The organism is Enterobacter sp. ECC-219, assembly GCF_043966805.1.
GTDB lineage: Bacteria > Pseudomonadota > Gammaproteobacteria > Enterobacterales > Enterobacteriaceae > Enterobacter > Enterobacter cloacae_N.
Genome location: NZ_CP143680.1, coordinates 4,168,224 through 4,192,195 on the forward strand (window position 1 = coordinate 4,168,224; position 23,972 = coordinate 4,192,195).

Annotated in this window: 22 protein-coding genes; 9 read left to right on the forward strand and 13 right to left on the reverse strand. The window is 60.2% G+C overall.

Annotation, left to right across the window (positions count from 1 at the left end):
- The first annotated feature begins 97 nt into the window (after positions 1-97).
- Genes glpA through glpC form a run of 3 tightly spaced genes read left to right on the forward strand, consistent with a single transcriptional unit; the run spans position 98 to position 4,120 of the window.
- A complete protein-coding gene (gene glpA, locus V1603_RS19860; RefSeq protein ID WP_395313152.1) occupies positions 98-1,726 on the forward strand; it encodes an anaerobic glycerol-3-phosphate dehydrogenase subunit A in 1,629 nt (542 codons plus the stop codon).
- Complete coding sequence (glpB, locus tag V1603_RS19865; protein WP_395313153.1) at positions 1,716-2,933, forward strand: glycerol-3-phosphate dehydrogenase subunit GlpB; 1,218 nt, start codon at positions 1,716-1,718, stop codon at positions 2,931-2,933. The genes glpA and glpB overlap by 11 nt, the downstream gene beginning before the upstream one ends.
- A complete protein-coding gene (glpC, locus tag V1603_RS19870; protein ID WP_192983167.1) occupies positions 2,930-4,120 on the forward strand; it encodes an anaerobic glycerol-3-phosphate dehydrogenase subunit GlpC in 1,191 nt (396 codons plus the stop codon). The genes glpB and glpC overlap by 4 nt, the downstream gene beginning before the upstream one ends.
- A gap of 33 nt (positions 4,121-4,153) precedes the next feature.
- On the opposite strand, the gene V1603_RS19875 is transcribed toward glpC, so the two are convergent.
- The 4 genes from V1603_RS19875 to tctD form a co-directional block, all read right to left on the reverse strand.
- Entirely contained in the window at positions 4,154-5,353 is a 1,200-nt protein-coding gene (locus tag V1603_RS19875) for a nicotinamide mononucleotide deamidase-related protein YfaY (RefSeq protein WP_395313154.1), read from the reverse strand.
- Between the two features lie 93 nt (positions 5,354-5,446).
- A complete protein-coding gene (locus V1603_RS19880; RefSeq protein WP_395313155.1) occupies positions 5,447-5,986 on the reverse strand; it encodes a YfaZ family outer membrane protein in 540 nt (179 codons plus the stop codon).
- 130 nt (positions 5,987-6,116) lie between these two features.
- On the reverse strand, positions 6,117-7,526 hold the full coding sequence (locus tag V1603_RS19885; protein ID WP_395313156.1) for a sensor histidine kinase: 1,410 nt from the start codon (positions 7,524-7,526) through the stop codon (positions 6,117-6,119).
- The gene (gene tctD, locus V1603_RS19890) at positions 7,513-8,187 is read right to left on the reverse strand and encodes a transcriptional regulator TctD (RefSeq protein ID WP_116338597.1); all 675 of its coding nucleotides are present in this window, start codon (positions 8,185-8,187) and stop codon (positions 7,513-7,515) included. Before tctD ends, V1603_RS19885 begins: the two co-directional genes overlap by 14 nt.
- A 141-nt stretch (positions 8,188-8,328) precedes the next feature.
- Here tctD and V1603_RS19895 point away from each other — a divergent pair, with 141 nt between their 5' ends.
- The 3 genes from V1603_RS19895 to V1603_RS19905 are packed head-to-tail and all read left to right on the forward strand — an operon-like array spanning position 8,329 to position 11,278.
- Positions 8,329-9,309, forward strand: a complete 981-nt coding sequence (locus tag V1603_RS19895; RefSeq protein WP_047363034.1) for a tripartite tricarboxylate transporter substrate binding protein — start codon at positions 8,329-8,331, stop codon at positions 9,307-9,309.
- A gap of 11 nt (positions 9,310-9,320) precedes the next feature.
- A complete protein-coding gene (locus V1603_RS19900) occupies positions 9,321-9,752 on the forward strand; it encodes a tripartite tricarboxylate transporter TctB family protein (RefSeq protein WP_014884622.1) in 432 nt (143 codons plus the stop codon).
- Positions 9,753-9,763: 11 nt separating this feature from the next.
- The gene (locus V1603_RS19905) at positions 9,764-11,278 is read left to right on the forward strand and encodes a tripartite tricarboxylate transporter permease (RefSeq protein WP_116338595.1); all 1,515 of its coding nucleotides are present in this window, start codon (positions 9,764-9,766) and stop codon (positions 11,276-11,278) included.
- On the opposite strand, the gene menE is transcribed toward V1603_RS19905, so the two are convergent.
- The 8 genes from menE to V1603_RS19945 all read right to left on the reverse strand — a co-directional run bounded on the left by menE (position 11,279) and on the right by V1603_RS19945 (position 19,189).
- Positions 11,279-12,640 (reverse strand): o-succinylbenzoate--CoA ligase, encoded by a 1,362-nt coding sequence (gene menE, locus V1603_RS19910; protein ID WP_395313157.1) that lies wholly within the window; start codon positions 12,638-12,640, stop codon positions 11,279-11,281.
- Complete coding sequence (gene menC / locus V1603_RS19915) at positions 12,637-13,602, reverse strand: o-succinylbenzoate synthase (protein ID WP_395313158.1); 966 nt, start codon at positions 13,600-13,602, stop codon at positions 12,637-12,639. Before menC ends, menE begins: the two co-directional genes overlap by 4 nt.
- Positions 13,602-14,459 carry a 1,4-dihydroxy-2-naphthoyl-CoA synthase gene (gene menB / locus V1603_RS19920; protein ID WP_061097555.1) on the reverse strand — a complete coding sequence of 286 codons (858 nt, stop codon included), beginning with the start codon at positions 14,457-14,459 and terminating at the stop codon, positions 13,602-13,604. Before menB ends, menC begins: the two co-directional genes overlap by 1 nt.
- A complete protein-coding gene (gene menH / locus V1603_RS19925) occupies positions 14,456-15,232 on the reverse strand; it encodes a 2-succinyl-6-hydroxy-2,4-cyclohexadiene-1-carboxylate synthase (protein WP_395313159.1) in 777 nt (258 codons plus the stop codon). Before menH ends, menB begins: the two co-directional genes overlap by 4 nt.
- The gene (gene menD, locus V1603_RS19930; protein WP_163330269.1) at positions 15,229-16,899 is read right to left on the reverse strand and encodes a 2-succinyl-5-enolpyruvyl-6-hydroxy-3-cyclohexene-1-carboxylic-acid synthase; all 1,671 of its coding nucleotides are present in this window, start codon (positions 16,897-16,899) and stop codon (positions 15,229-15,231) included. The genes menH and menD overlap by 4 nt, the downstream gene beginning before the upstream one ends.
- Before the next feature lie 88 nt (positions 16,900-16,987).
- Positions 16,988-18,283: an isochorismate synthase MenF gene (gene menF, locus V1603_RS19935; RefSeq protein ID WP_166711864.1), complete on the reverse strand. Its 1,296-nt coding sequence runs from the start codon at positions 18,281-18,283 to the stop codon at positions 16,988-16,990.
- An 85-nt stretch (positions 18,284-18,368) separates the two neighbouring features.
- Positions 18,369-18,674 carry a stress response protein ElaB gene (gene elaB, locus V1603_RS19940; RefSeq protein WP_028013924.1) on the reverse strand — a complete coding sequence of 102 codons (306 nt, stop codon included), beginning with the start codon at positions 18,672-18,674 and terminating at the stop codon, positions 18,369-18,371.
- Between the two features lie 53 nt (positions 18,675-18,727).
- Complete coding sequence (locus tag V1603_RS19945) at positions 18,728-19,189, reverse strand: GNAT family N-acetyltransferase (protein ID WP_302219004.1); 462 nt, start codon at positions 19,187-19,189, stop codon at positions 18,728-18,730.
- 71 nt (positions 19,190-19,260) lie between these two features.
- On the opposite strand from V1603_RS19945, the gene rnz reads away from it, so the two are divergent.
- From rnz to V1603_RS19960, 3 genes are all read left to right on the forward strand, one after another.
- Positions 19,261-20,178, forward strand: a complete 918-nt coding sequence (gene rnz / locus V1603_RS19950) for a ribonuclease Z (RefSeq protein ID WP_395313160.1) — start codon at positions 19,261-19,263, stop codon at positions 20,176-20,178.
- Between the two features lie 64 nt (positions 20,179-20,242).
- A complete protein-coding gene (locus V1603_RS19955) occupies positions 20,243-21,247 on the forward strand; it encodes a chemotaxis protein (protein ID WP_116338576.1) in 1,005 nt (334 codons plus the stop codon).
- A 225-nt stretch (positions 21,248-21,472) separates the two neighbouring features.
- Positions 21,473-22,408 (forward strand): IS110 family transposase, encoded by a 936-nt coding sequence (locus V1603_RS19960; RefSeq protein WP_395313161.1) that lies wholly within the window; start codon positions 21,473-21,475, stop codon positions 22,406-22,408.
- 100 nt (positions 22,409-22,508) lie between these two features.
- Here V1603_RS19960 and nuoN read toward each other — a convergent pair whose 3' ends face one another.
- Positions 22,509-23,966 (reverse strand): NADH-quinone oxidoreductase subunit NuoN, encoded by a 1,458-nt coding sequence (nuoN, locus tag V1603_RS19965; protein WP_061097547.1) that lies wholly within the window; start codon positions 23,964-23,966, stop codon positions 22,509-22,511.
- Positions 23,967-23,972 lie beyond the last annotated feature (6 nt).

Below are 23,972 nucleotides of genomic sequence, written 5' to 3' on the forward strand. Positions count from 1 at the left end.
CGTTTCAGTTTCGAATTTCGCGCGTTTATGTTCGAAATCAAACAAACCACACGATCTATGTGGCTAAATGCTAAAAAACGAACATAGAGGAAAGGCAATGACAATTCACGATCCACGCTACAGCGATGTGATTATCATTGGCGGTGGCGCAACCGGCGCCGGCATCGCACGCGATTGCGCCCTTCGCGGCTTAAGCGTCACGCTACTGGAGCGCCACGATATTGCCACGGGCGCAACCGGACGAAACCACGGCCTGCTCCACAGCGGCGCGCGGTATGCGGTTACCGACGGTGAATCCGCGCGCGAATGTATCGCTGAAAACCAGATCCTCAAGCGCATCGCCCGCCACTGCATTGAGCCGACCGACGGCCTCTTTATTACGCTTCCCGAAGATGACCTCGCCTTTCAGTCAACCTTTATAACCGCCTGCACTGCAGCGGGCATTCAGGCCGAGGCCGTCGACCCGGCGCTGGCGCGGCGGCTGGAGCCATCGGTGAACCCGACGCTTATCGGCGCGGTGAAAGTGCCTGACGGCACCGTCGATCCGTTCCGCCTGACCGCCGCCAACATGCTGGATGCCCGCGAGCATGGCGCGCACATTCTGACCGGACATAAAGTGACCGGGCTTATTCGCGAGGGGCATCGCATCTGCGGCGTGCGGGTGTTTGATACGCAGTACAACGAGCACAGCGAGCTGTATGCCGCCGTGGTGGTCAACGCGGCGGGGATCTGGGGCCAGCGCATTGCGGAGTATGCCGACCTGTCGGTGCGCATGTTCCCGGCGAAAGGCTCGCTGCTGATCCTCGACCACCGCATCAATAACCACGTGATCAACCGCTGCCGCAAGCCGTCTGACGCCGATATCCTCGTGCCGGGCGACACCATTTCGTTAATCGGCACGACCTCCACCCACGTGGACTACAGCGAGATTGACTACAACCGCGTGACCGCCGAAGAGGTCGACATCCTGCTGCGCGAAGGAGAAAAACTGGCCCCGGTGATGGCGCAGACGCGTATTCTCCGCGCCTACGCGGGCGTGCGTCCCCTTGTCGCCAGCGACAACGATCCAAGCGGACGGAACGTCAGCCGGGGCATCGTGCTGCTCGATCACGCCGAGCGCGACGGCATGGACGGGTTTATCACCATCACCGGCGGCAAGCTCATGACCTACCGTCTGATGGCGGAGTGGGCGACCGATGCCGTCTGCCGCAAGCTCGGCAATACCGAGCCGTGCGTCACGGCAGAACAGCCTCTACCGGGATCGCGCCAGTCTACCGAAAAAACGCTGCAAAAAATCATCTCCCTGCCGGCGCCGCTGCGCGGTTCGGCCATCTACCGCCACGGCGACAGAACGCCACAGTGGCTCGGTGAAGGAAGATTGAGCCGCAGCCTGGTGTGCGAGTGCGAAGCCGTTACCGCAGGCGAAGTGCAGTACGCGGTAGAGAACCTGACGGTCAACAGCCTGCTCGATCTCCGCCGCCGCACCCGCGTCGGAATGGGCACCTGCCAGGGCGAGCTGTGCGCCTGCCGTGCGGCCGGGCTGCTGCAGCGTTTTCATACCACCACCGCCACCCAGTCGCTCGATCAGCTCAGCGCGTTTTTGAACGAGCGCTGGAAAGGCATTCAGCCCGTCGCCTGGGGGGATGCCCTGCGCGAAAGCGAATTTACCCGCTGGGTCTATCAGGGGCTTTGCGGCCTGGAGAAGGAGCAACACGATGAAATTTGATACCGTGATTGTCGGCGGCGGGCTGGCAGGCTTGCTTTGCGGCATCAAACTCACGAAGCAGGGGCTGCGCTGCGCCATTATCACCCGCGGCCAGAGCGCCCTGCACTTCTCGTCGGGCTCGCTGGATCTGCTGGACGAAGCGTACCGCGATAAGCTGCCGCCGGAGCACCCCTATCACCTGATTGGCGCGCAGCATATTGACCGCCTGGCGCTGGAAGCCGAAGCGCTGCTGGCGGACAGCGGCGCGCGTCTGAAGGGGAGCGCCAGGCAAAACCATCTGCGCGTTACGCCGCTCGGCACCCTGCGCTCCGCGTGGCTCAGCCCGGAGGAGGTTCCCGTTGCCCCCGTCAGCGCGGGACGAGTGCGGGTGGTGGGTATTAGCGGCTTTCTGGATTTTCAGCCCCATCTCGCGGCGGCATCGCTCTGTCGCCAGGGCGTTAACGCCGACACGGCAGAAATAGAGCTGCCCGAGCTTGATGTCCTGCGCGACAACCCGAGCGAGTTTCGCGCGGTGAATATCGCCCGTTTTCTGGATAACGAGGACAAATGGCCGCTGCTGTATGACGCGCTCAGACCACTCGGCGAAACCTGCGATGCTCTGTTAATGCCCGCCTGCTTTGGTTTAAACGACAACCGCCTGTGGCGCTGGCTGTCGGACCGTCTGCCCTGCACGCTCGGCCTACTGCCCACGCTGCCCCCTTCCGTACCCGGCATTCGCCTGCACACCCAGCTTCAGCGCCAGTTTGTGGCGCAGGGCGGCGTGTGGATGGCGGGTGACGAGGTGAAAAAAATCACCCTGACCGACGGTGCGGTGAGCGAAATCTGGACGCGCAACCACGATGATATCCCCCTTCGTGCCCGCTATACGGTGCTGGCGAGCGGCAGCTTCTTCAGCAACGGGCTGCTGAGCAGCCGGGAGGGCATCCGGGAAGCCATCATGGGGCTGGATGTTCGGCAGATCGCCTCCCGCGCGGACTGGTATCAGAGTGATTTCTTCACGCCACAGCCCTGGCAGCAGTTTGGCGTGATTGTCGATAACCGGCTGCACCCGCAGCTTTCCGGTAAGCCCGTCAGCAATCTCTTTGCCATCGGCTCGCTGCTGGGCGGGTACGATCCCATCGCTCAGGGATGCGGTGGCGGGGTCTGCGCCGTCACGGCGCTGTATGTGGCCGGGCAGATTCGCCAGCGCGTGGAGGCTGAACAATGAACGACACCCGTTTTGAAAGCTGCATTAAATGCACGGTGTGTACCACCGTCTGCCCGGTCAGCGGCGTGAATCCGCGCTACCCTGGACCAAAGCAGGCCGGGCCGGACGGTGAACGCCTGCGCCTGAAGGACGGCAAGCTGTACGACGAGGCACTGAAATACTGCATCAACTGTAAACGCTGCGAAGTGGCCTGCCCGTCGGACGTGAAAATCGGCGATATCATCCAGCGCGCCCGGGCGCGCTACAGCACGCAAAAGCCGTCGCTTCGCGATGCCATTCTGAGCCATACCGATCTGATGGGCAGCGTCTCAACGCCTTTTGCCCCGCTGGTGAATGCCGCGACCTCGCTCAAACCGGTGCGCCAGCTGCTGGATGCCACGCTCAGGATTGACCATCACCGCAGCCTGCCGAAATATTCTCACGGCACCTTCCGCCGCTGGTACAAATCCGTTGCGGCGGAACAGGCGCAGTACGCCGACCAGGTGGCTTTTTTCCACGGCTGCTATGTGAATTACAACCACCCGCAGCTGGGTAAAGACCTGCTGAAGGTGCTTAACGCCATGGGAACCGGCGTACAGCTCCTCAGCAAGGAGAAGTGCTGCGGCGTCCCGCTGATTGCCAACGGGTTCACCGATAAAGCGCGCAAGCAGGCCAAAAGCAATGTCACCTCCCTGCGTGAAGCCATCGTCGACAAAGGCATGCCGGTGTTGGCGACCTCGTCCACCTGTACCTTCACCCTGCGCGATGAGTATCCGCACCTGCTGGACGTGGATAACGCCGGACTGCGCGAGCACATCGAGCTGGCGACGCGCTTCCTGTGGCGCAAGCTGGACGGCGGGCAGACGTTGCCGCTGGGGACATTGCCACTGAAAGTGGTCTATCACACGCCGTGTCATATGGAGAAAATGGGCTGGTCGCTCTATACGCTTGAGCTGCTGCGGCTTATTCCGGGCCTGGAGCTGACGGTGCTGGATTCGCGCTGCTGCGGCATCGCGGGAACCTACGGCTTTAAGCGTGAAAACTACGAAACCTCGCAGGCGATTGGCGCCCCGCTGTTCCGCCAGATTGAAGAGAGCGGCGCGGATATCGTGGTGACGGACTGCGAAACCTGTAAATGGCAAATTGAGATGTCCACCAGCAAGCGCTGCGAACATCCGATTAGCCTGCTGGCGAAAGCGCTGGGCTGAACGTAGCCGGGGCGAAAGGCCCCGGCACAGGCGTTACTCAACGAACAAAGACTCGACAACGTTAATCCAGCCGTGCTCGCTGGCAACCTCTTTGCCGTTGAGCCAGCGGCGCAGCATGTTCAGCGCCATCATGGCGCACACCTCCTGACGCACCGCCAGGCTGTGGCGGGTGATGCTCATTTTCACCCGCAGCGCCCAGGTGCCTTCCGGCGTCGCCAGCGCGAAGTTGAGGTATTCCTCATCCAGCCCGCCGACAAACAGCGCCAGACCGGCAAAATGCTTCACCCTTCTCTCGGAAGCCCAGCGGGCGGTTTGCGCCAGGGTCTCCTGCTGGAACGGCACCACTTCGCTGGCGAGCAGCGGCGCGTTGACGCGCGACAGCTGCAGCGCCAGCAGGCCACCGGTGAACTGCTCGCTTAGGGTCACGCTGAGCTGGCGAGTCTGGAGATGTTTTGCAATCTGAACGGGTAACCCTTCCGTCCCTTCAAAAATCAGGCTTTCGCCCGCCACGCGCTGCACCTCGGGCCACAGGGCCAGCATCGCCTCTTTCTGCGCAGCAGGTCCTGTTAATTTGAGTTCAATGATCGGCATAGAGGAGCGATAGCCCATGGACACGCCCGGCGGCAGCGGGAGGAGATCGAGGCTCTGGGCCAGATCGCTTTCCGAGCGGCCAAAGGTCGTCAGGCGCAGGCACAGCGGAGGTTCTGGCAGGGTAAAACGAGCGCGAAGGCGCGGCAGGATCTGCTGTTCGACCATCACCTTAAATTCGGAAGGTACGCCCGGCGTGAAGAACATCAGGCAGCGGTTCAGCTGCATGGCGAACCCGCATGCGGTACCGACCGGGTTATCAACCAGCTCGGCGCTGGCGGGAATTTCAGCCTGTTTGCGGTTGCTGGGGGCCATGACGCGGCCACGTTCGGAAAAGAAGTGCTCCATCTGCGAAAGCCACGCCTCGTGCAGCACCAGCCCTTCGCCTTTTGCGGTCGCGGCGGCCAGCGCGCTGAGATCGTCACCGGTGGGGCCAAGCCCGCCGTTCACGATCAGCACGTCGCACTGTTCGCTGCGCTCGCGCAGAATAGCGACCAGCGACTCAAGATTGTCGCCCACGGTATTGCGGCGCGTTAACGGTAATCCTTGCTCAAAGAAAAGATCGGCAAGCCAGGCAGCATTGGTATCGATAATCTGTCCATGCAGCACTTCGTCGCCGGTGGATAACATCTCCACGTTAATCATTGTGTTCTCCCGCTTATTTGGTCAAAACACTATAGCGCAAACGTGGGAGGGAGATGAGAGAAACTGGCGCGACGGAACGCCGCGCCGGAACGATTAGAAGCCTGCGCTCACGCCCACATACGGGCCATCAGCCAGCGCGTTATCGCGGTTACCGTCTTTACCGGCCAGGTTCAGATAACGATAACCCGCTTCGAGGGTAATCGGACGCATGATGGTCCAGCGCGCGCCGGCGTTGGCTTCTTCATAGCTGTCGATGCCGCTGGAGAGAGAGTCCGGAGAGTAGTAGTACTCACCAAACAGGCCAAAGCTGTCGCCAATTTTCCACTGCATGCCGCCGCCCACAGCCGCCGCATACCCTTCATCACTGTCGTTCGGGTTGGTATAGATACCTTTACCCCCCACGGTGGCCAGGAATGGGCCAAGAGGAATGTTCAGACCGAGGCCGAGGCTGGCCGCATCGCCGTCGTCGTCGTTGTGGGTCCAGCCGCCGGTCATCGCCAGACCGGAGGTTTCAGTACCCATGCCAAAACCGAGGTGGGTATAGTCCTGACCCGCCGAACCATTAACACTAATGGCGTTAGCCGCCGCAGATACAACCATCAGGCCGAGGCCCAGTAATGCCACTTTTTTCATTGTCGCGATCCCGCATAATTATTATAGAGAAGTCCCAAAACCGCGAGATTTTAACCTGAGTCTCCCGGGGATCAAGCACTCTGCGTGCGGCGGACAGGAAGATTGTAACGATTTGAAACCTGCGGCTTTTTTACGTAAGCAGCAGAAAGCGCATTTTGACGCACAGGCCGCCCAGCGTTCCGCTGCGGGTCAGCTGCAAATGACTGCGGTGAAGCCGGGCGATGTCCCCCGCCAGCGCCAGTCCAATCCCGGAACCGGAGGCGTCCCCGACGTTGTCCAGCCGGTGGAACGGCAGCATCGCCTGGTAGATCTGATCCTCTTCGATGCCGGGTCCGCTGTCCTCAACGCTCAGCTCAACGGCACCGCCGTCCACGCGCAGGAAAACGGTCACGGTCCCGCCTGCAGGCGTATATTTAATCGCGTTCTCCAGCAGGTTGGCGCACAGCTCACCCAGCAGAACGTCATCGCCTTCGATCATCACCGGCTGCTGTACACCGTCATACCCTAAATCGATCGCCTTGCTCCGCGCCTGCGCCAGCCGGGAGAAGCAGCAGTTCTGCACCACCTGAACCAGATCCACGGGCGTAAACTGACGATCCCCCTGCTCTTTGCCCTTCACCGCTGAAAGCTGCAACAGCCGCTCGGTGAGCACGATAGTGTCGTCCAGGGTGGCATTCATTGCCCGCAGGCTCTCCTGCCACAGAGCGGGATCCTGGCGAGTGAGGGCGACGGAGACCTGCGTTTTAAGCACCGCCAGCGGGGTTTTGAGCTGGTGCGACGCATCCGCGTTAAAGCGTTCCTGCCGCGAAAGCACGCCGCGCAACCTGTCGATATAGCGGTTAAAGGCAACAATCAGCAGCCGGGTCTCCGACCAGGGCAGCAGCTCAGGCAGGGGCGCGAGCAGGCCCGGCTCGCGACGCACCATTAGAGACGAAAGCTGCCGCATTGGGCGCAGCACGCGGCGCAGCAGCCACGCGGTCAGCACCAGCGTCAGCAGCACCAGCAGCCCCTGCGAGACCCAGGATGAAAAGAGCAGCTGGCTGGCAAGATAGCGGCGGGACTGGAGCGTCTCCGCGACGTAAATCTCCGCCATGCCAAAAATATTATCTTCATTTACGGGCTGCAGCAGACGCGCCACCCGAATCGCCTGGCCGCGATATTCAGTGTGGTAAAACCACGCCAGCGCCGGGTAGAGGGTGGTGCGCGACGTCGCAGGCGGCATCTTCGGCAGATCGTCATAGCCGGAGATCACCCGGCCGTCGGGGTCGACCACCTTATAGTAGAGCCGGTCGTTCATGTTGAGCTCAAAGCTGTCGAGCACCACCCAGGGCACGTCCACCGCCAGCCTGCCGTTGTGCACCTCCAGCCGCTCTGAGATGGTGCGGGCAGAAGATAACAGCGTGCGGTCGTAAGCCTGCGTGGCCGCCTGCAGCGCGCTGACGTAGCTGTTAAAGGCCGACAATCCCCACAGCAGCAGCAGCGGCAGGCCAAGGAAAAGCAGCAGCTGCAGGTAGAGCGACTGCGGCTTAACCCACCTCATCGCCGCACTCCAGCACGTACCCAAGCCCCCGCAGGGTGGTGATCCGCACGCCGCTGCCGGCCAGTTTTTTACGCAGGCGGTGAATATAAAGATCGATGCTTTCAGGGCTGACGTCGTCGTTAAGGCTGAACACCTGGTCGAAAAGCTGCTGTCGTGAAACCGGACGGGTCCGGCGGTGCATCAGCACTTTCAGCAGGGAGAGCTCGCGCGGCGTCAGGGAAAGCGGTTCATCGCGCAGCAGGAAAAAGCCCTCGTCGTCATACTCCAGTTCCCCAAGGCGCTGGCGCTCCTGCGTCCGCCCCTCGCTTCGGCGCAACAGGGCGCGCAGACGTGCGTCAAGCTCCTCCAGCTCAAACGGTTTTGGCAGATAGTCGTCTGCCCCGGCGTTCAGTCCCTTCACCCGATCCGCCACGTTGCTTCGGGCGGTAAGAAACAGCACCGGCAGCGTCTGCCCCCGTTTTCTGAGGCGATGGACCACTTCGAGACCGTCAAAACCGGGCATGCCGATGTCCAGAATAGCAACCGCGTAATTTTCACCCTGCAGCAGATGGTCGGCGGCGCGCCCGTCGGAGACGCAGTCCACGGCAAAGCCTTCCTGCACCAGCGCTTTCTCCAGCCAGTGAGCCAGCTCACGATTATCTTCTGCCAGTAAGAGACGCATGTCACATCCTGTAAAGTTGGTGCCGCATTGAAAGGGAAATGAAAGGTTATTGTTTTAACAATCACGCAACGGAACCGCTACAAGGTGGTTCACATAATCAGAAAAAAGACCCATACCCGTACCCCGGCGTGAGGATAAACGATGAAAAAACAATTACTTTCTACCCTTGCTGCAAGCGTATTGCTGTTGAGTACCTCTGTCGTTCAGGCCCAGGACGCTCCGTCCCGTACCGAATGTATCGCCCCGGCCAAGCCGGGCGGCGGCTTCGATCTCACCTGCAAACTGATTCAGGTTAGCCTGCTGGAGACGAAGGCCATCGAGAAACCGATGCGCGTCACCTACATGCCCGGCGGCGTGGGCGCGGTGGCCTATAACGCCATCGTCGCACAACGACCCGCAGAAGCGGGAACGGTGGTGGCCTTCTCCGGCGGCTCGCTGCTGAACCTGTCGCAGGGCAAGTTTGGCCGCTACGGCGTGGACGACGTGCGCTGGCTGGCGACCGTCGGCACCGACTACGGAATGATTGCCGTGCGCGCCGATTCCCCGTGGAAATCCCTGAAAGATCTGCTGACCGCCATGGAAAAAGATCCGAACAGCGTGGTGATTGGCGCAGGGGCGTCTATCGGGAGCCAGGACTGGATGAAAGCGGCCCTTCTCGCCCAGCAGGCAAAGGTTGACCCGCACAAGATGCGCTACGTGGCCTTTGAAGGCGGCGGCGAGCCGGTCACGGCGCTGATGGGCAACCACGTTCAGGCCGTTTCCGGCGATCTCAGCGAGATGGTGCCGTACCTGAGCGGGGATAAAATCCGCGTGCTGGCGGTCTTCTCAGAAAACCGACTGCCGGGGCAGCTGGCGAACGTCCCGACCGCCAAAGAGCAGGGTTATAACCTGGTCTGGCCAATCATCCGCGGGTTCTTCGTCGGGCCAAAAGTGACCGATGCCGAGTACCAGTGGTGGGTCGACGCGTTCAACAAACTTCAGCAGACCGAAGAGTTTAAGAAACAGCGCGATCTGCGCGGGCTGTTTGAGTTTAACCTGACCGGTAAGCCGCTTGATGAGTACGTGAAAAAACAGGTGAATGACTACCGCGAGCAGGCGAAAGCCTTTGGCCTGGCAAAATAAGCGGAGGCGCTATGAGCGATCGTATTTTTGCCGGAATATGGCTGCTGCTCTGCGTTGGCGGGATGTTTGTCGCCTGGCAGATCCACAGCGAGTACAGCTATGAACCCGTGGGGCCCCGCCCCTTCCCGATGGGCATCGTCGGCCTGATGCTGCTCTGCTCGGTGGCGCTGCTGCTTCGCCACCCGGATACCGTCGAGTGGCCGCCGCGTCGCATTCTGCAGCGTCTGCTGGTGATGGTGATCGTGCTGCTGATGTATGCCTGGGGCTTTGAGTGGCTCGGCTTCCCGGTGGCAACCGCTATCCTGACGATGGTCATCGGCATGCTGTTTAACGCCACTCTCCCCGCTGCGGGGATCTCTGGCGTGGTGATGGGGATTTTACTGTGGTACGCCTTTGACCGCCTGCTGGACGTGACCTTACCGCTCGGCGCCTGGCTTAATTAACGGAGCACGCTATGGATACCTGGATTTACCTCTCGCAGGGGTTCGCCGTGGCGATGACCCCGGAAAACCTGGTGATCGCCCTGATAGGCTGTTTCGTGGGGACGATTGTCGGCCTGCTGCCGGGCCTTGGGCCGATCAACGGCGTGGCGATTTTACTCCCGCTGGCGTTTGCCCTGCATCTGCCTGCGGAGTCGGCGCTGATCCTGCTGGCAACGGTCTATATCGGCTGTGAATATGGCGGACGCATTTCGTCAATCCTGCTTAACGTGCCGGGGGATGCGGCGGCGATCATGACCGCGCTGGACGGCTACCCGATGGCGCGGCAGGGACGCGGCGGCGTGGCGCTCTCCATCTCTGCGGTCAGTTCATTCTTTGGCTCAATGATTGCCATTGGCGGCATCATTCTGTTTGCGCCTGCGCTGGCCCAGTGGTCGCTGGCGTTTGGTCCGGCAGAATATTTTGCCCTCATGGTGTTCGCCATTGCCTGCCTCGGCAGCATGATGGCGCAAAATCCGCTGAAGTCGTTTTTGTCCGCGCTGATTGGCTTAGGGTTAGCCACCGTCGGCGTGGATGCTAACACCGGGGTTTATCGCTTTACCTTCGACAGCGTTCACCTGTCCGACGGCGTGCAGTTCATCGTGGTCGTGATCGGCCTGTTCTCTGTGTCTGAGATCTTACTGATGCTGGAGCATACCAGCAGCGGGCAGACGCTGGTGCGCAAAACCGGCCGGATGCTCTTTAGCGCTAAAGAGGGCGCGCAGTGCATCGGCGCCACGCTGCGCTCGTCGGTGATTGGCTTCTTCGTCGGCATCCTGCCGGGCGCCGGGGCCACTATCGCCAGTGCCATCACCTACATGACCGAGAAGAAGCTCAGCGGCAACAGCGACAGCTTTGGTAAAGGGGATATTCGCGGCGTCGCCGCGCCTGAGGCGGCTAATAACGCCTCGGCCTGCGGCTCGTTTATCCCGATGCTGACCCTGGGCGTGCCGGGTTCCGGCACCACGGCGGTGATGATGGGCGCGCTGACGCTCTACAACATCACGCCCGGCCCGGCGATGTTTACCGAGCAGCCCGATATTGTCTGGGGGCTGATTGCCGCGCTGCTGATCGCTAACGTGATGCTGCTGGTAATGAATATCCCGCTGATTGGGCTGTTCACCCGCATGCTAACCATTCCCCTGTGGTTCCTTGTGCCCGCCATTGCCGCCGTCTCTGCGGTGGGGGTGTACGCGGTACACAGCACCACGTTTGACCTGGTGCTGATGGTGGTCCTGGGCGTGTTCGGCTACATCTTGCGAAAAATGCACTTCCCGATGTCACCGCTGATTTTGGGCTTTGTGCTGGGTGAGATGCTGGAGCAGAACCTGCGCCGCGCCCTGTCCATCAGCAATGGCAATGTGTCGATACTGTGGGACAGCAGCGTCGCGAAGGTTCTGTTAGCGCTGGCAGTAATGGTGATTGTGGTGCCGCCGGTGTTGCGCCTGCTGCGTCGTCGCCAGCGCAAACCGGAGCCGGATATCGGCTAACTACACGGACAGCTGGGCATTCACCCACTGTTTTAACGCCTGGCGGGAGATCTTAATCCCGCCATTTTTTAGCTCAGCCGGCAGCACCAGCCAGTGAACAGGCTGCTCAAAGCGTGCCAGCCTGCCCTGTACCCAGGTCGGGAGACGGGTGATATCCGTTCCCGGCTCGCACTCCACCACCGCTACCGGGCGCTGTCCAAACTCGGCGTCATCCAGCGGGACGATAAACACCTGGTTAATCTGCGGGTGCGCGGCGATAACGCGCTCCAGCGATTCCGGCTGGATCCCCTCTCCTCCGCTGAAAAAGAGGTTGTCCATTCGGCCTAAAATCGTCAGACGGTCGCCATGCCATTCCCCGCGATCGCGGGTGGCGAACCAGCCCTGCGCGTTGGTCAGCGGAATTAGCGCGCCGTCCCGCCAGTAGCCGGAAGCCATGCTTTGCGCTTTGATCCAGACTTCACCGTTAACGACCTGCACCTCTCTGCCCGGCAGCACACAGCCCACATCCGGATCGCCGTCAGCCTCTTTTGCGCAAACGGTAGAGGCAAACTCGGTCAGGCCGTAGCCGCAGTACGTCCGAATCCCCTGCTCCCGGGCCTTTTTCGTCAGCGTCACGGGAATGGCCGCCCCGCCAAGCAAAACCGCTTTCAATGCGATGTGGCTTTCGCTATTAAGCAGACGCCAGAGCTGGGTCGGCACCAGCGAGGCGTGGGTGCAGCCGCGCAGCGCCTGCTCCAGCGGCTGCTTCTCGCGCACGGTTAAGCGCGCACCGGCCTGAAGCCAGCGCCATAAAATCCCCTGGCCGGAAACGTGAAACAGCGGCAGCGAAAGCAGCCAGTCGTCGTTATCTCCGTAAGGTATCAACGACAGCACGCCGCGAGCGCTGGCAAGATGGGCGTCGCAGGTATGCACCGCCGCCTTCGGCAGCCCGGTGGATCCGGAAGTCAGCGTCATGGAGGCCAGCCGCGTCGGTTGCCACGCAGCGCAGTACGTATCCGCTGGCTCGCGCATGCTCAGGGCATAAAGACCGTCGTAGCGGCCGTCCAGCACCAGCGCAAAGCGCAGCGTCATCTGCGGGATCAGCACGTCAAGCAGCGGACGCGGCAGCTGCGGATTAACGGGAAGAATACGTGCCCCGCACTGCAGCAGCGCCAGCCATGCCAGCAGCGTTTGCGGGTGGTTATAGGCCAGCAGCAGTACGCCGTCGCCCTCCGCCACCCCCTGCTGATGAAAGCCTGCCGCAAGGCGGTCGACGCGCGCGCACAACTGGCGCCAGGAGAGCGCTTCGTCATTCAGCCTCAGGGCCGGTTTATCGGCAAAACGCGCGCACCAGTGCCGCCAGGGCCAGTCGGTAAAGCTCATAGCAACGGCTCCAGCGCCTCTGCGTCGAGGCACGGCAGCGCGCTGTCCGGCCACGTGCGGATAAGCTGCGCCTGCATCAGATTAAGCGTGTCGAGGCCAGGAACCGTGTCCGGCGTTAGCCAGGCGGCAATGCGCGCCAACTGACTCAGCCCAAGGCTGGACTCAATCGACGAGCTGATCACCGCCGTCAGCCCCAGCGCGTGCGCCGCCGCGACCTGCTCGCGCACCTTCGTCAGGCTGCCGGTCAACGTTGGCTTAATCACCACCGCGCTGACGCCGGCCTCGGCGACAAATTCAAAATCGTCCTCGCGCAGGCTTTCATCCCAGGCGATAGCAATCCCCGTGTCGCGGGCAAAGGCGCGCGAATCATCGCGGGTTTTGCACGGTTCTTCGAGGAAGGCAATGCGGCTGCGGTACGCCGGGTTGACGTACTTCGCGAACTGCTGCGCCTTAAGCGGCGTCCAGGCGCGGTTGGCATCCAGACGCAGGTGCAGATCGGGGATTGCTTCCAGCAGCAGGTTAGCGACCATTCCGTCGCGCACCTCTTCGTAGAGACCGACTTTAATTTTCGCCACTTTCTCGCCCGGCATGGCGGAGAGCTGCGCGAACAGCTCGTCCGGATCTCCCGTGCAGAGCGGTGCCGAGCGGTAATTAGCCTCTTTCGGCAGGCTGCCGTCCAGCTCCGCCAACGCACAGCTGATACCAAACGCTGCGGAAGGCGCGTCCGGCAACGCCAGGTTTGTGCCATCACACCAAGCTTTTGCCCACGTCAACAGCGCAGCCTGCGCGTCATCCATCGACTCCAGGCTAAAGCCCGGCAGAGGCGAAATCTCGCCCCAGCCTTCCCGCTCGTCCTGCTGCAGATGGACGAAGAAGCCGTCACGGGTTTTTAACCGCCGTTCACGCAGCACCACGCCCGCGTCCATCGGTATCTGCCAGCGATAAACCTGCGCGCGACGCATTACGGGTTCCGTTTGTATTTGCTGAAGTCCGGCTGGCGTTTTTCGTTAAACGCGTTGCGTCCTTCCTGACCCTCTTCGGTCATGTAGAACAGCATGGTGGCGTTGCCCGCCAGCTCCTGCAGGCCCGCCTGACCGTCACAGTCGGCGTTGAGCGCGGCCTTCAGGCAGCGCAGCGCCATCGGGCTGTTTTGCAGCATTTCGCGGCACCAGCGCACGGTCTCTTTTTCGAGATCGGCAATCGGCACCACGGTATTGACCAGGCCCATATCCAGCGCTTCCTGAGCGTTGTACTGACGGCACAGGAACCAGATTTCGCGAGCTTTTTTCTGCCCGACGATGCGCGCCATATAGGACGCGCCCCAGCCGCCGTCGAAAGAGCCCACTTTCGGGCCGGTCTGGCCGAAGATGGCGTTTTCCGCGGCGATAGTCAGGTCACACATCATGTGCAGCACGTGGCCGCCGCCGATGGAGTAACCCGCTACCATCGCCACCACCGGTTTCGGACAGGTGCGGATCTGGCGCTGGAAATCGAGCACGTTCAGGTGGTGCGTACCCGCATCGTCCTGATATCCGCCGTAGTCGCCACGCACTTTCTGATCGCCACCGGAGCAGAAGGCTTTCTCACCTTCGCCGGTCAGCACAATCACGCCGATGCTGTCGTCGTAGCGCGCATCCGCCAGGGCCTGAATCATCTCTTTGACGGTCAGCGGACGGAAGGCGTTACGCACCTGCGGACGGTTGATGGTGATTTTGGCAATGCCGTCGGTGGATTTGTGGTAACGAATGTCGGTGTAGCCTTCGGAGCAGTCCTGCCATTCAACCGGCGCATAAAGCATATGTTCATCAGGATAGATCATAGAGTGTCCTTTATTCGAAGACGCAGTATCTGAGCCAGACTCGCGGCAACCGCGTCGGGGTTTTCCCGGTGGGCGTTGTGTCCGGCGTTGGGAATCGCATGGCGAACGGCGTCCAGCTCAGCGGCCAGGGCCGCGAACTTCTCATCCCGTTCACCATAGAGATAGTCAAAAGGGAAATTGCATACGCTAATCGCGGCACGCAAATCAGGCTGCACGGCCAGCGATGTTGCGTCGAGCATCTTCGCCAGCGTCGAGCCGTTGTTCTGGCTGCGCAGGGTAACAAGCGCCTTGCGCTGGTCGTCCGTGAGGGAGGCAAACACGGGCTGTTGATACCAGTCGGTAAAAACCGTTTCCAGCGGTTCGGTGCGAAAACGCGTTGCCCAGCGATGGTCGGATAACCGCCGCGCAGTGCGCTCGTTCTCATCCTGCAGGCCCGGATGCCCACCTTCAACAATCACCCCAAGCAGCCCCTTTGGCTGCTGGCAGGCATGAAACATCGCAATGCGGCCGCCGAGGGAGTACCCCACCAGCCAGAAGTTTAGTATGTTGTAACTAAGAAGGGTTCGGGTGAGCAAATGACTCATCTCGTCGAACCCCGTCACGGTTATCTCCCCTGACTCACCGTGGCCCGGCAGGTCAAGATAGAACCGGGGATACTCGCTGAGCGTCTTCCCGACATCCTGCCACTCGCGGCAGTCGCCGGAAAAACCGTGCAAAAAGACCAGCCAGGGATAGCCTGGCTTTCCGGCCTGCTGCACGCCCGAGAGGATCACAGCTGGCTCACCTGCGCCAGCAGGCTTTGCAGGGTCTGCGCGCCGTCGGCCTCGTTCACCACCAGCTCAATCAGCGTCGCGCCCGGCTGCTTCCAGGCGGTGCTTAACGCCGCATCCAGCTGTTCCCAGCTTTCCGGACGATGGTATTTCAGGCTAAACATCGCCGCGGCGTGTTCAAACTGCACGTTCTGCGGCATCAGATAGAAGCGCTCGCGCTCGCTCTGGGGCGTCGGTAACAGGGAGAAGATCTGCCCGCCGTTATTATTGACTACAATCAGCACAAACGGTGCAGATGCCTGACGCAGCAGCGCCAGCGCGTTGAGATCGTAGAGCGCGGAAAGATCGCCCACGATCGCCAGCGTCGATTTCGCGCTGGCGCGCTGCACGCCTGCCGCCGTCGAGATCAGCCCGTCGATGCCGCTGGCGCCACGGTTGCTGTAAACCGGATAGCCCGCCGGCAGCTTCGAAAAGGCGTCAATCAGCCGCACGACGAGGCTGTTGCCGACAAACAACTGGCCCTGTTCAGGCAGGTACTGGCGAATACGGTGCGCCAGCCCGGCTTCGCTGAATGCCTCACAGCGCGCTTTGGTGATTTCCCACGCCTGACGCGACAGCTCCGGGATCGCCACCGCCCAGGGCTGACGTTTTTCCGCCGGGTGCAGTTCCAGCCAGCTGTCAATTTCGCTCACCAGACGACGGCCGCGATGGTGCGCCGGGTCGAGCCGCCCTTCCAGCGCGTCCACCACCCAGTACTCTTCAGGCGTGCAGGTCGCCTGCCACTGCAGCAGACGTTTGCCGGTAAGGCTTGCGCCGATCTGGACCACAATCTGCGCCTGTGAAAGCTCAGTAACCGCTTTCGCGTTACCCAGCCAGAGATCGGCGCACGGCAGCGGCTGACCGGTCTGGGAAAGCACGTCGCCAATCAGCGGCCAGCCAAGGGTTTGCGCCCATTCGGCGACCCGCCTGCCTTCGGCGGCGCTCATGCGCCCGGCGATAACCACGCCGCGCTTCTGCCGCCAGAAGAACCAGTCGCGCTGCTTCGCGCTCTCAAGATGCGTCTGCTCGCGCAGCCACGGCTTTTCACTCTGCCACCAGTCGCCGAGTGACTGCTGCCAGTCAATACCGGTATCGTCCAGCTCCCCGTAAAGCGGTTCGGCAAACGGGCAATTGATATGCAGCGCCCCGCTGCGCAATGTTGCCATGGCGTGATCGACGGTTGAGACCAGCCAGCTTGCCGGAATATCCTGGGTAGGACGCGGTAACGAAACCGTCTGTGAGGGATGCGAAGAAAACAGTCCCGGCTGGCGTATGGCCTGATTGGCGCCACAGTCGATTAGCTCAGGCGGGCGGTCGGCCGTCAGCAGGATCAGCTTTTCACCGGTTAACCCGGCTTCAATCAGTGCCGGATAGAGGTTCGCCACGGCGGTACCGGAGGTGACGATCACCGCCACGGGTTCTTTGCTAACCTTCGCCAGCCCGAGCGCGAGATGGCCAAGGCCGCGTTCGTCAAAATGGGTGTGGTGAATCAACGCCCGGTTTTCAGCGGCTGCCAGCGTCAGCGGCGTTGAACGAGAACCCGGTGCAATACACACGTGCCTGACGCCATGGCGCGTCAGGGCTTCAAGGATCACCGCCGCCCAGCGTCGGTTAAAAGAACTTACTGACATGAGATTGTCCGGTATCAAGAATGCGACACAGTATAAATAATAGAAAAAATTGGAATTTTGATATGAATCGGGATTGCGCGAATCTGTATTAATCCCTTAGGAGCAGAGAGCGCAATCCGGCGGCTTTGTTTTCAATCTCCTGCCACTCCTGCTCCGGGTCAGACCCGCTGACAATGCCCGCCCCGGCGTAGAGCCGCAGGGCGTCTTCCCGGACGCGCGCCGAGCGCAGCGCCACGCAGAACTCGCTTTGCTCGGGGGATAAATACCCGGCTGAACCGGCGTACCACTCGCGGTTGAAGGGTTCTACGTGCTGTATAAACTCACGCGCAGGTTGTCGCGGTAGCCCGGCTACCGCCGCCGTCGGCTGGAGCACGTGCAGGCACAGCTCATCGTCGGCCTGCTTAAGCTCGGTCCAGATACAGCGGCGTAAGTGCTGAACTTTACGCAAGCGGACGACCTGAGCCGGCAATACCTCCAGCGTCTGCGTATGGTGCTGAAGACGCTGGCAGATATCTTCCACCACCAGCATATTTTCGCGCTGGTTTTTATCGTCATTCAGCAGCCACTCGCCGAGACGCTGCGCCTGCTTATCGTCAGTATGGCTGGCAACGGTACCCGCCAGCGCTTCGGTGCGCAGCAGCTTGCCGCGCCGCCGCCAGAGACGCTCTGGCGTGGAGCCGAGAAACGCATTGCTGGCGTCGAATATCATGCAAAAATGATAGCAGTTTAAATTCAAGGCGCGGCTGGCGGCCATCAGCGCGACGGGGTTAACGCGCTGTTTACACTGCAAATCGGTTGCACGGGCGAGAACCACCTTTTCGAAATCACCGCGTGCAATCGTCTCTGTCGCTTTGCCGATAAGGCTAAGCCATTGCGGTTTTTCCGGATGATGGGTTTCGCGCTCAACCTGCACGGAGAGCGGGCGGATAGCCCGGGCAGGAAGCAGTTGCTGTAAGAACGCCCGCGCGGTGCGGGCGTCGTCCTCAAGCGAGCTGTCGCTCCACAGCTGCAGGCGCAACGTGGCGTGGCCAGCGGTACGACGCCACAGCAGACGCGGTAAAAAGAGGCTGCCCTGCTCCGGGTTAAACGCGTTCAGGCCGCAGATACGGGTATCTTCAGGCGCGTGTTGCGCGCGCAAAAACTGCGAGGCTAACGCCAGAGAGGAGAATTGGGTGACCGCTCCCAGCGCGGCCAGCTCTTCATCGCCGTTACGCTGTTGCCAGTAAAACTGCGGATAGCACTGCTGCTCGCCCAGCCAGGCGAGGGGATCGAAGGCATCGTTTAACGGGAAAGAGACGTCGAATTGACGCAGACCGGATGTTGCAGGTAACGCTTGCGCAAGCTGGGTACGCAGGTGCTCCAGCGCGAGGAAAATCGAATTCACGCGAACCTCTCCCTGTTAAAACCTCATATTATACGGGGTACCATAAGAAATATCAGTACCCACGTATAGGGAGTGGTTAAGCGCCTTAACGACGGGCCAGCAGCAGCCCCAGCACCAGCCCTACGGCTGCCCCCACCCCAATGCCCTGCCACGGTTTTTCATGGACGTAGTCATCGGCACGATAAACCGCTTTTTTGGCGCGGTAGTAATACGTATCAGACGCATGGCTGACGCGGTTTTTAACGTCGTGGAGCGCCTGCTCTGCACGGGCTTTCAGCTCGATATATTTCTGATCGGCAGGGTCGCCTGAGGAACGTAACACCTCTTCCAGCGTTTCGCTCAGTAAGGTCAGGTCGTCGTCGATACGGGTATCCCAGGATTGAAATGACATATTTTTCTCCATGTTAGTACACCAGTCCGCTAACTATAGACAACGACGCGCCATTACGCCTGTTTCGCTTCGCGCGCCATGCCGATGTGCGGAATACCGTCTTCGTCGTAGATGTCGGTGACCGGCATAAAACCGAAATGACCGTAGAAGGATTGCAGGTGCGCCTGCGCGCCCAGGTATAACGCCTTGTCCGGCCACTGTTTTTGGCACGCCTCCAGCGTTTTTTCCATCAGCCGATAGCCCAGCTTTTCACCGCGCGCGTTACCGCTGACGATAACCCGACCTATCGTGACGGGCTCGACATCGTCCTCGCTTTTCAGAATCCTCGCATACGCCACCAGCTCGTCATCCTTCCAGCCAAGGATATGGCGGTTTTCGCCAACGAGGTCATCGCCGTCGATGTCCTGATACGGGCAGGTCTGTTCAACCACAAACACTTCGCAGCGCAGTTTAAGCAGCGCGTAGAGCGAATGAACGGTGAGCTCACTATGATGTAAATCTTGCCACTGGATCATCTCTTTCTCCTTCCTGGGGTTCATCACGTTATACTAAACCCCTCCCCGTTCAGCAAAGGGCTGATTGCGTTATGGAACTGATTTTTCTGGGTACGTCCGCTGGCGTGCCAACCCGCTCACGAAACGTGACGGCAATTCTGCTGGATCTTAAGCATCCCACCCGCGGCGGGCTGTGGCTGTTTGACTGCGGTGAGGGGACGCAGCATCAGCTGTTACATACCTCGTATCACCCCGGCAAGCTGGACAAAATTTTTATTACTCATCTTCATGGCGACCATCTGTTTGGCCTTCCCGGCCTGCTGTGCAGCCGCTCTATGGCCGGTAACGCCAACCCGCTGACGATTTACGGGCCTGCGGGTATTCGTGAATTTGTTGAAACCACGCTGCGCCTGAGCGGGTCGTGGACCGATTATCCGCTGGAGGTGGTTGAGATTACGGAAGGCCTGGTATTCGATGACGGAGATTATCGGGTTAGTGCTCAACCGCTCAATCATCCTGTGGAATGCTATGGCTACCGTGTTGAAGCGCATGACAAACCCGGCGCGCTTGATGCCGCCGCGCTGATGGCCGACGGCGTAAAACCCGGGCCGCTGTTCCAGCGACTCAAACAGGGCGAGACCGTCACGCTGGAGGACGGACGCGTCATCAACGGCCAGGATTATCTCTCCGCACCGCAACCAGGCAAAAAACTGGCGATTTTTGGCGATACGGCCCCCTGCCCGACGGCGCTCACGCTTGCCCAGGGCGTGGACGTGATGGTGCACGAAGCCACGCTGGAGACGGCAATGGAAGAGAAAGCCAACGGCCGCGGCCACAGCTCAACGCGTCAGGCGGCGCAGCTTGCCCGTGATGCGGGTGCAGGGAGACTGATCGTCACTCACGTTAGCTCCCGCTACGACGCGCGGGGGTGCGCAAGCCTGCTGGCAGAGTGCCTGGCGGTGTTCCCGGCGTGCGAGCTGGCCGAAGATTTCGCTAAGGTCAGCGTTTAGCCCTTCATTTTTCTCTCAGAATGCCGATAACGATTAAAAGGTCAGCATTTCTCTCGAGGGTAGAATGGATAATTTCCAGAAAGATATTGATGACAGGGCGAATCTCACCCTGTCGAACCGTTTTGAACTGTTGCTGTTCCGTCTTGGCACCTCTCTGAACGAAAATAAATCCGAGCTGTTTGGCATTAACGTTTTTAAGCTGCGTGAAATTGTGCCGATGCCGGAATTCACAAAACCCGCCGGGATGAAATCACCGCTGATGGGGATGGTGAATATACGCGATCAGGTGATCCCGGTGATCGACCTGGCCGCCGTGGCGGGCTGTAAGCCCACCACCGGGCTGAACATCCTGCTGATCACCGAATACGCCCGCAGCGTGCAGGCCTTTGCCGTGGAATCGGTTGAGAACATCATGCGTCTGGACTGGAAGCAGGTGCACGCGGCAGAAACCGCCGTCAGCGGCCGCTATATCACCAGCATTGCCTGCCTCGATGAGAAAACGGATACCAACGATCTGGCGATGGTGCTGGACGTTGAGCAGATCCTGTATGACATCACCCCGGCCAATCACGATCTGCACGCGACCAATCTGAAGACTACCAAATTCAACATCAAGCCGGGTTCGGTCGCCATTGTGGCGGAAGATTCCAAAGTAGCGCGTTCGATGCTGGAGAAAGGACTGCAGGCGATGGAGATCCCGGCGCAGTTGCACATCACCGGCAAAGACGCGTGGGAGAAAATTGGCGTGCTGGCCGCTCAGGCGCAGGCTGAGGGTGTGCCGATCACAGACAAGATCGCCCTGGTGCTGACCGACCTCGAAATGCCGGAGATGGACGGATTTACGCTGACGCGCAAAATCAAAACCGACCCGGTCCTGAAAGATATTCCGGTGGTGATCCACTCGTCCCTTTCCGGCAACGCTAACGAAGATCATATTCGCAAGGTGAAGGCGGACGGGTATGTGGCGAAGTTTGAGCTGAACGAGCTGTCGTCGGTGATTGAAGAGGTGCTGGACCGCTCGATGAAGAAGATTGACGGGCCGTTGATTAGCAGGAAACAGCTGGCTTAAGTCCTGTGCGGGCTGGTGCCCTTGTATGTTTAAAGTCACTTCAGTTACCCGTCTACAGACGGGTAAACTGTCACTGAGTTTCACCTGATGCCACAGCCCGTTAGCCCTCTGGGTTTTCAAGCCCGCGGGTGAGCTCATGGCGTGGCATCAGTTTTCCTGTTAACCCGAACAGCTGCCCGGGCGGCCTGTGCCAGCCCGTATATTACAAGGCCGGGAGACATGAACATGACTGAACATACCACCGTCGGCATCGATATTGCCAAAGACACTTTTGACGTCTTCATCAGTCCTGACGGACTGTTTCTCCATCTGGAGAACACCCCACACGGGCACCAGCAACTCCTCGATGCACTCGCATCCCGCACCGTTGTTCGCATCGTGATGGAGGCCACCGGCCGTTACCATAACCTTCTGGCTGCCACGCTTGAGCTTGCCGGCCTTCCCGTCGCCGTGGTGAACCCCGCTCAGGTCAGACATTTCGCCCGGGCGCTGGGAACACTCTTCAAGACCGACCCGAATGATGCCCGTATTATCTGCGAGTTTGGTCGCAGGATGACGCCGGATGTACGCCCCGCACCAGACGAGCAGACGCAGCGTCTGGCCATGATGGTATCCCGTCGTCGTCAGCTGGTGGACAACAGAACCATGGAGCAGAACCGCTACGGCTCCTGCACCGACGAACTCATCCGGACGGGTATCAAACGGCATATCGACTGGCTGAACGCGGAGATAAAGGACACGGATGACGACATAGACCGGCAGATAAAAGTGATGCCGCTATGGCAGGAGAAGGTAAAGCTTCTGGAGGAAGTGAAAGGTATCGGGCGGACAACACTGGCGGTTCTGCTGTCGATGCTGCCTGAGCTGGGGCAGCTTAGCAGACGTAAAATCAGTGCCCTGGTCGGGGTGTGTCCGTATGCGCATGACAGCGGAAAAATGAAAGGAAAACGCTGTATCTGGGGAGGACGGAGTGCAGTGCGGGCAGCGTTGTATATGGCTGCGATGTCAGCGGTGCGTTATAACCCGACCATACAGGCGTTTTTTGAGAGACTGAGAGGAAAGGGAAAAGCGTTTAAAGTGGCAATGACGGCCTGCGTCAGGAAGCTGGTGACAATCCTGAATGCAATGGTGCGGGACAATAAAAAATGGGTGGCAGCTTAGCCGTCAGCCGTTGACTTTAAACACAGCTGCTCACCCCATCCCTCTCCCACAGGGAGAGGGCGCAAACCATAAAAAACCCGCCGAGGCGGGTTTTTTGTTTTTACATTAATGGCATCGCTCGCTGCACGATATCAATCAGCGGCTGCGGATAGATACCGAAGATCAGCACCAGCAGCGCGGAGATGAGTACCACGATACCCCCGGCGCTGTATTGCCAGTTGGATGGCGCATCACGGTTGAGCTGCTGAGGCGCACTCAGATACAGGCTCACCGCCACGCGCAGGTAGTAGTAGAGGCCAATCGCGGAGCCAATCACCACGCCCGCAGTCAGCCACCACAGGTGCGCCTGCACACCGACGGCCAGCACGTAGAACTTACCGATAAAGCCCAGCGTCATTGGGATACCCGCCAGAGAGAGCATCATCACTGTCATCACCGCGGACAGGATCGGACGGTGCCAGAACAGACCACGGTAGGAGAACAGTGAATCGGCATCCGGGCCACGGTACGGGCTGGACATCAGGCTCACCACGCCGAAGGCGCCGAGGCTGCTGAACAGGTAACCTGCCAGATACACGCCCACGGCTTCCATTGACATCTCACCGCTCTGCAGCGCAATCAGCGCCACCAGCAGGTAGCCCAGATGAGAGATGGACGAGTAGCCCAGCAGACGCTTGATGTTGGTCTGGCTCAGCGCCATCAGGTTACCGAAGATGATGGAGACGAACGCGATAATGCCCAGCACCACGCGAACCGCTTCGCTGTCACCGACCGGCGCGTACAGGAACAGACGCATGACCACACCGAAGATAGCGATTTTGCTCGCCGTCGCCAGGAAGGTCGACACAGGCGCCGGAGCGCCCTGGTAGACGTCTGGCGTCCACAGGTGGAACGGAACCAGAGAGAGCTTGAAGCCGAGGCCAACGATCATCATGCCCAGACCCGCCAGCAGCAGCGGCTCATGCAGCATGCCGTCACCGAGGCTCTTGCCGAGCGCCATGAAGGAGAGGTTACCGGATTGTGCGTACAGCAGCGCAATGCCAAACAGCAGGAACGAGGACGCAGCAGCAGACAGAATGGTGTACTTGATGCTCGCTTCCAGAGAACGCTTCTGGCGGAAGGCGTAACCAATCAGGCCGAACAGCGGCAGAGAGATCAGCTCAATACCGAGGAACAGCGCGGCCAGGTGGTTGGCATTCGCCAGCAGAATGCCGCCCAGCGCGGCAATCAGAACCAGCAGGTAAAACTCTTCTTTGTTGTCGTTGTAGCCTTCAAGCCACGGGTACGCAAAGGTACAGGTCGCCAGGCTCGCCAGCAGCACCAGACCGGTGTAAAGCATGGCATAGCCGTCAACGCGCATCAGCGGGGTGACGTCCATCGCCCCGCCCTGGCCAACAAACCAGAGAGAGACTAACGCGGCGTTCAGTCCGATGACCGACAGCGTGGCATTCAGGAAGTGATTGCGTCGCCACGCAATGGAGAGCATCACAACCACCACCGTCAATCCGACGATCAGCAGCGGTAGCAGCGCGATCAGTTGTTGTGGAGTTATTGTCATGGCGAA

Excerpts from the sequence above, each read along its gene's own strand:
- menD (WP_163330269.1), bottom strand. The coding sequence starts at position 16,899 with ATGTCAGTAAGTTCTTTTAACCGACGCTGGGCGGCGGTGATCCTTGAA.
- V1603_RS19905 (WP_116338595.1), top strand. The coding sequence starts at position 9,764 with ATGGATACCTGGATTTACCTCTCGCAGGGGTTCGCCGTGGCGATGACC.
- V1603_RS19880 (WP_395313155.1), bottom strand. The coding sequence starts at position 5,986 with ATGAAAAAAGTGGCATTACTGGGCCTCGGCCTGATGGTTGTATCTGCG.
- glpB (WP_395313153.1), top strand. The coding sequence starts at position 1,716 with ATGAAATTTGATACCGTGATTGTCGGCGGCGGGCTGGCAGGCTTGCTT.
- menC (WP_395313158.1), bottom strand. The coding sequence starts at position 13,602 with ATGCGTCGCGCGCAGGTTTATCGCTGGCAGATACCGATGGACGCGGGC.
- V1603_RS19960 (WP_395313161.1), top strand. The coding sequence starts at position 21,473 with ATGACTGAACATACCACCGTCGGCATCGATATTGCCAAAGACACTTTT.
- V1603_RS19895 (WP_047363034.1), top strand. The coding sequence starts at position 8,329 with ATGAAAAAACAATTACTTTCTACCCTTGCTGCAAGCGTATTGCTGTTG.
- menE (WP_395313157.1), bottom strand. The coding sequence starts at position 12,640 with ATGAGCTTTACCGACTGGCCCTGGCGGCACTGGTGCGCGCGTTTTGCC.
- elaB (WP_028013924.1), bottom strand. The coding sequence starts at position 18,674 with ATGTCATTTCAATCCTGGGATACCCGTATCGACGACGACCTGACCTTA.
- V1603_RS19875 (WP_395313154.1), bottom strand. The coding sequence starts at position 5,353 with ATGATTAACGTGGAGATGTTATCCACCGGCGACGAAGTGCTGCATGGA.
- tctD (WP_116338597.1), bottom strand. The coding sequence starts at position 8,187 with ATGCGTCTCTTACTGGCAGAAGATAATCGTGAGCTGGCTCACTGGCTG.
- V1603_RS19900 (WP_014884622.1), top strand. The coding sequence starts at position 9,321 with ATGAGCGATCGTATTTTTGCCGGAATATGGCTGCTGCTCTGCGTTGGC.
- V1603_RS19955 (WP_116338576.1), top strand. The coding sequence starts at position 20,243 with ATGGATAATTTCCAGAAAGATATTGATGACAGGGCGAATCTCACCCTG.
- menB (WP_061097555.1), bottom strand. The coding sequence starts at position 14,459 with ATGATCTATCCTGATGAACATATGCTTTATGCGCCGGTTGAATGGCAG.
- V1603_RS19945 (WP_302219004.1), bottom strand. The coding sequence starts at position 19,189 with ATGATCCAGTGGCAAGATTTACATCATAGTGAGCTCACCGTTCATTCG.
- glpA (WP_395313152.1), top strand. The coding sequence starts at position 98 with ATGACAATTCACGATCCACGCTACAGCGATGTGATTATCATTGGCGGT.
- rnz (WP_395313160.1), top strand. The coding sequence starts at position 19,261 with ATGGAACTGATTTTTCTGGGTACGTCCGCTGGCGTGCCAACCCGCTCA.
- glpC (WP_192983167.1), top strand. The coding sequence starts at position 2,930 with ATGAACGACACCCGTTTTGAAAGCTGCATTAAATGCACGGTGTGTACC.
- V1603_RS19885 (WP_395313156.1), bottom strand. The coding sequence starts at position 7,526 with ATGAGGTGGGTTAAGCCGCAGTCGCTCTACCTGCAGCTGCTGCTTTTC.
- nuoN (WP_061097547.1), bottom strand. The coding sequence starts at position 23,966 with ATGACAATAACTCCACAACAACTGATCGCGCTGCTACCGCTGCTGATC.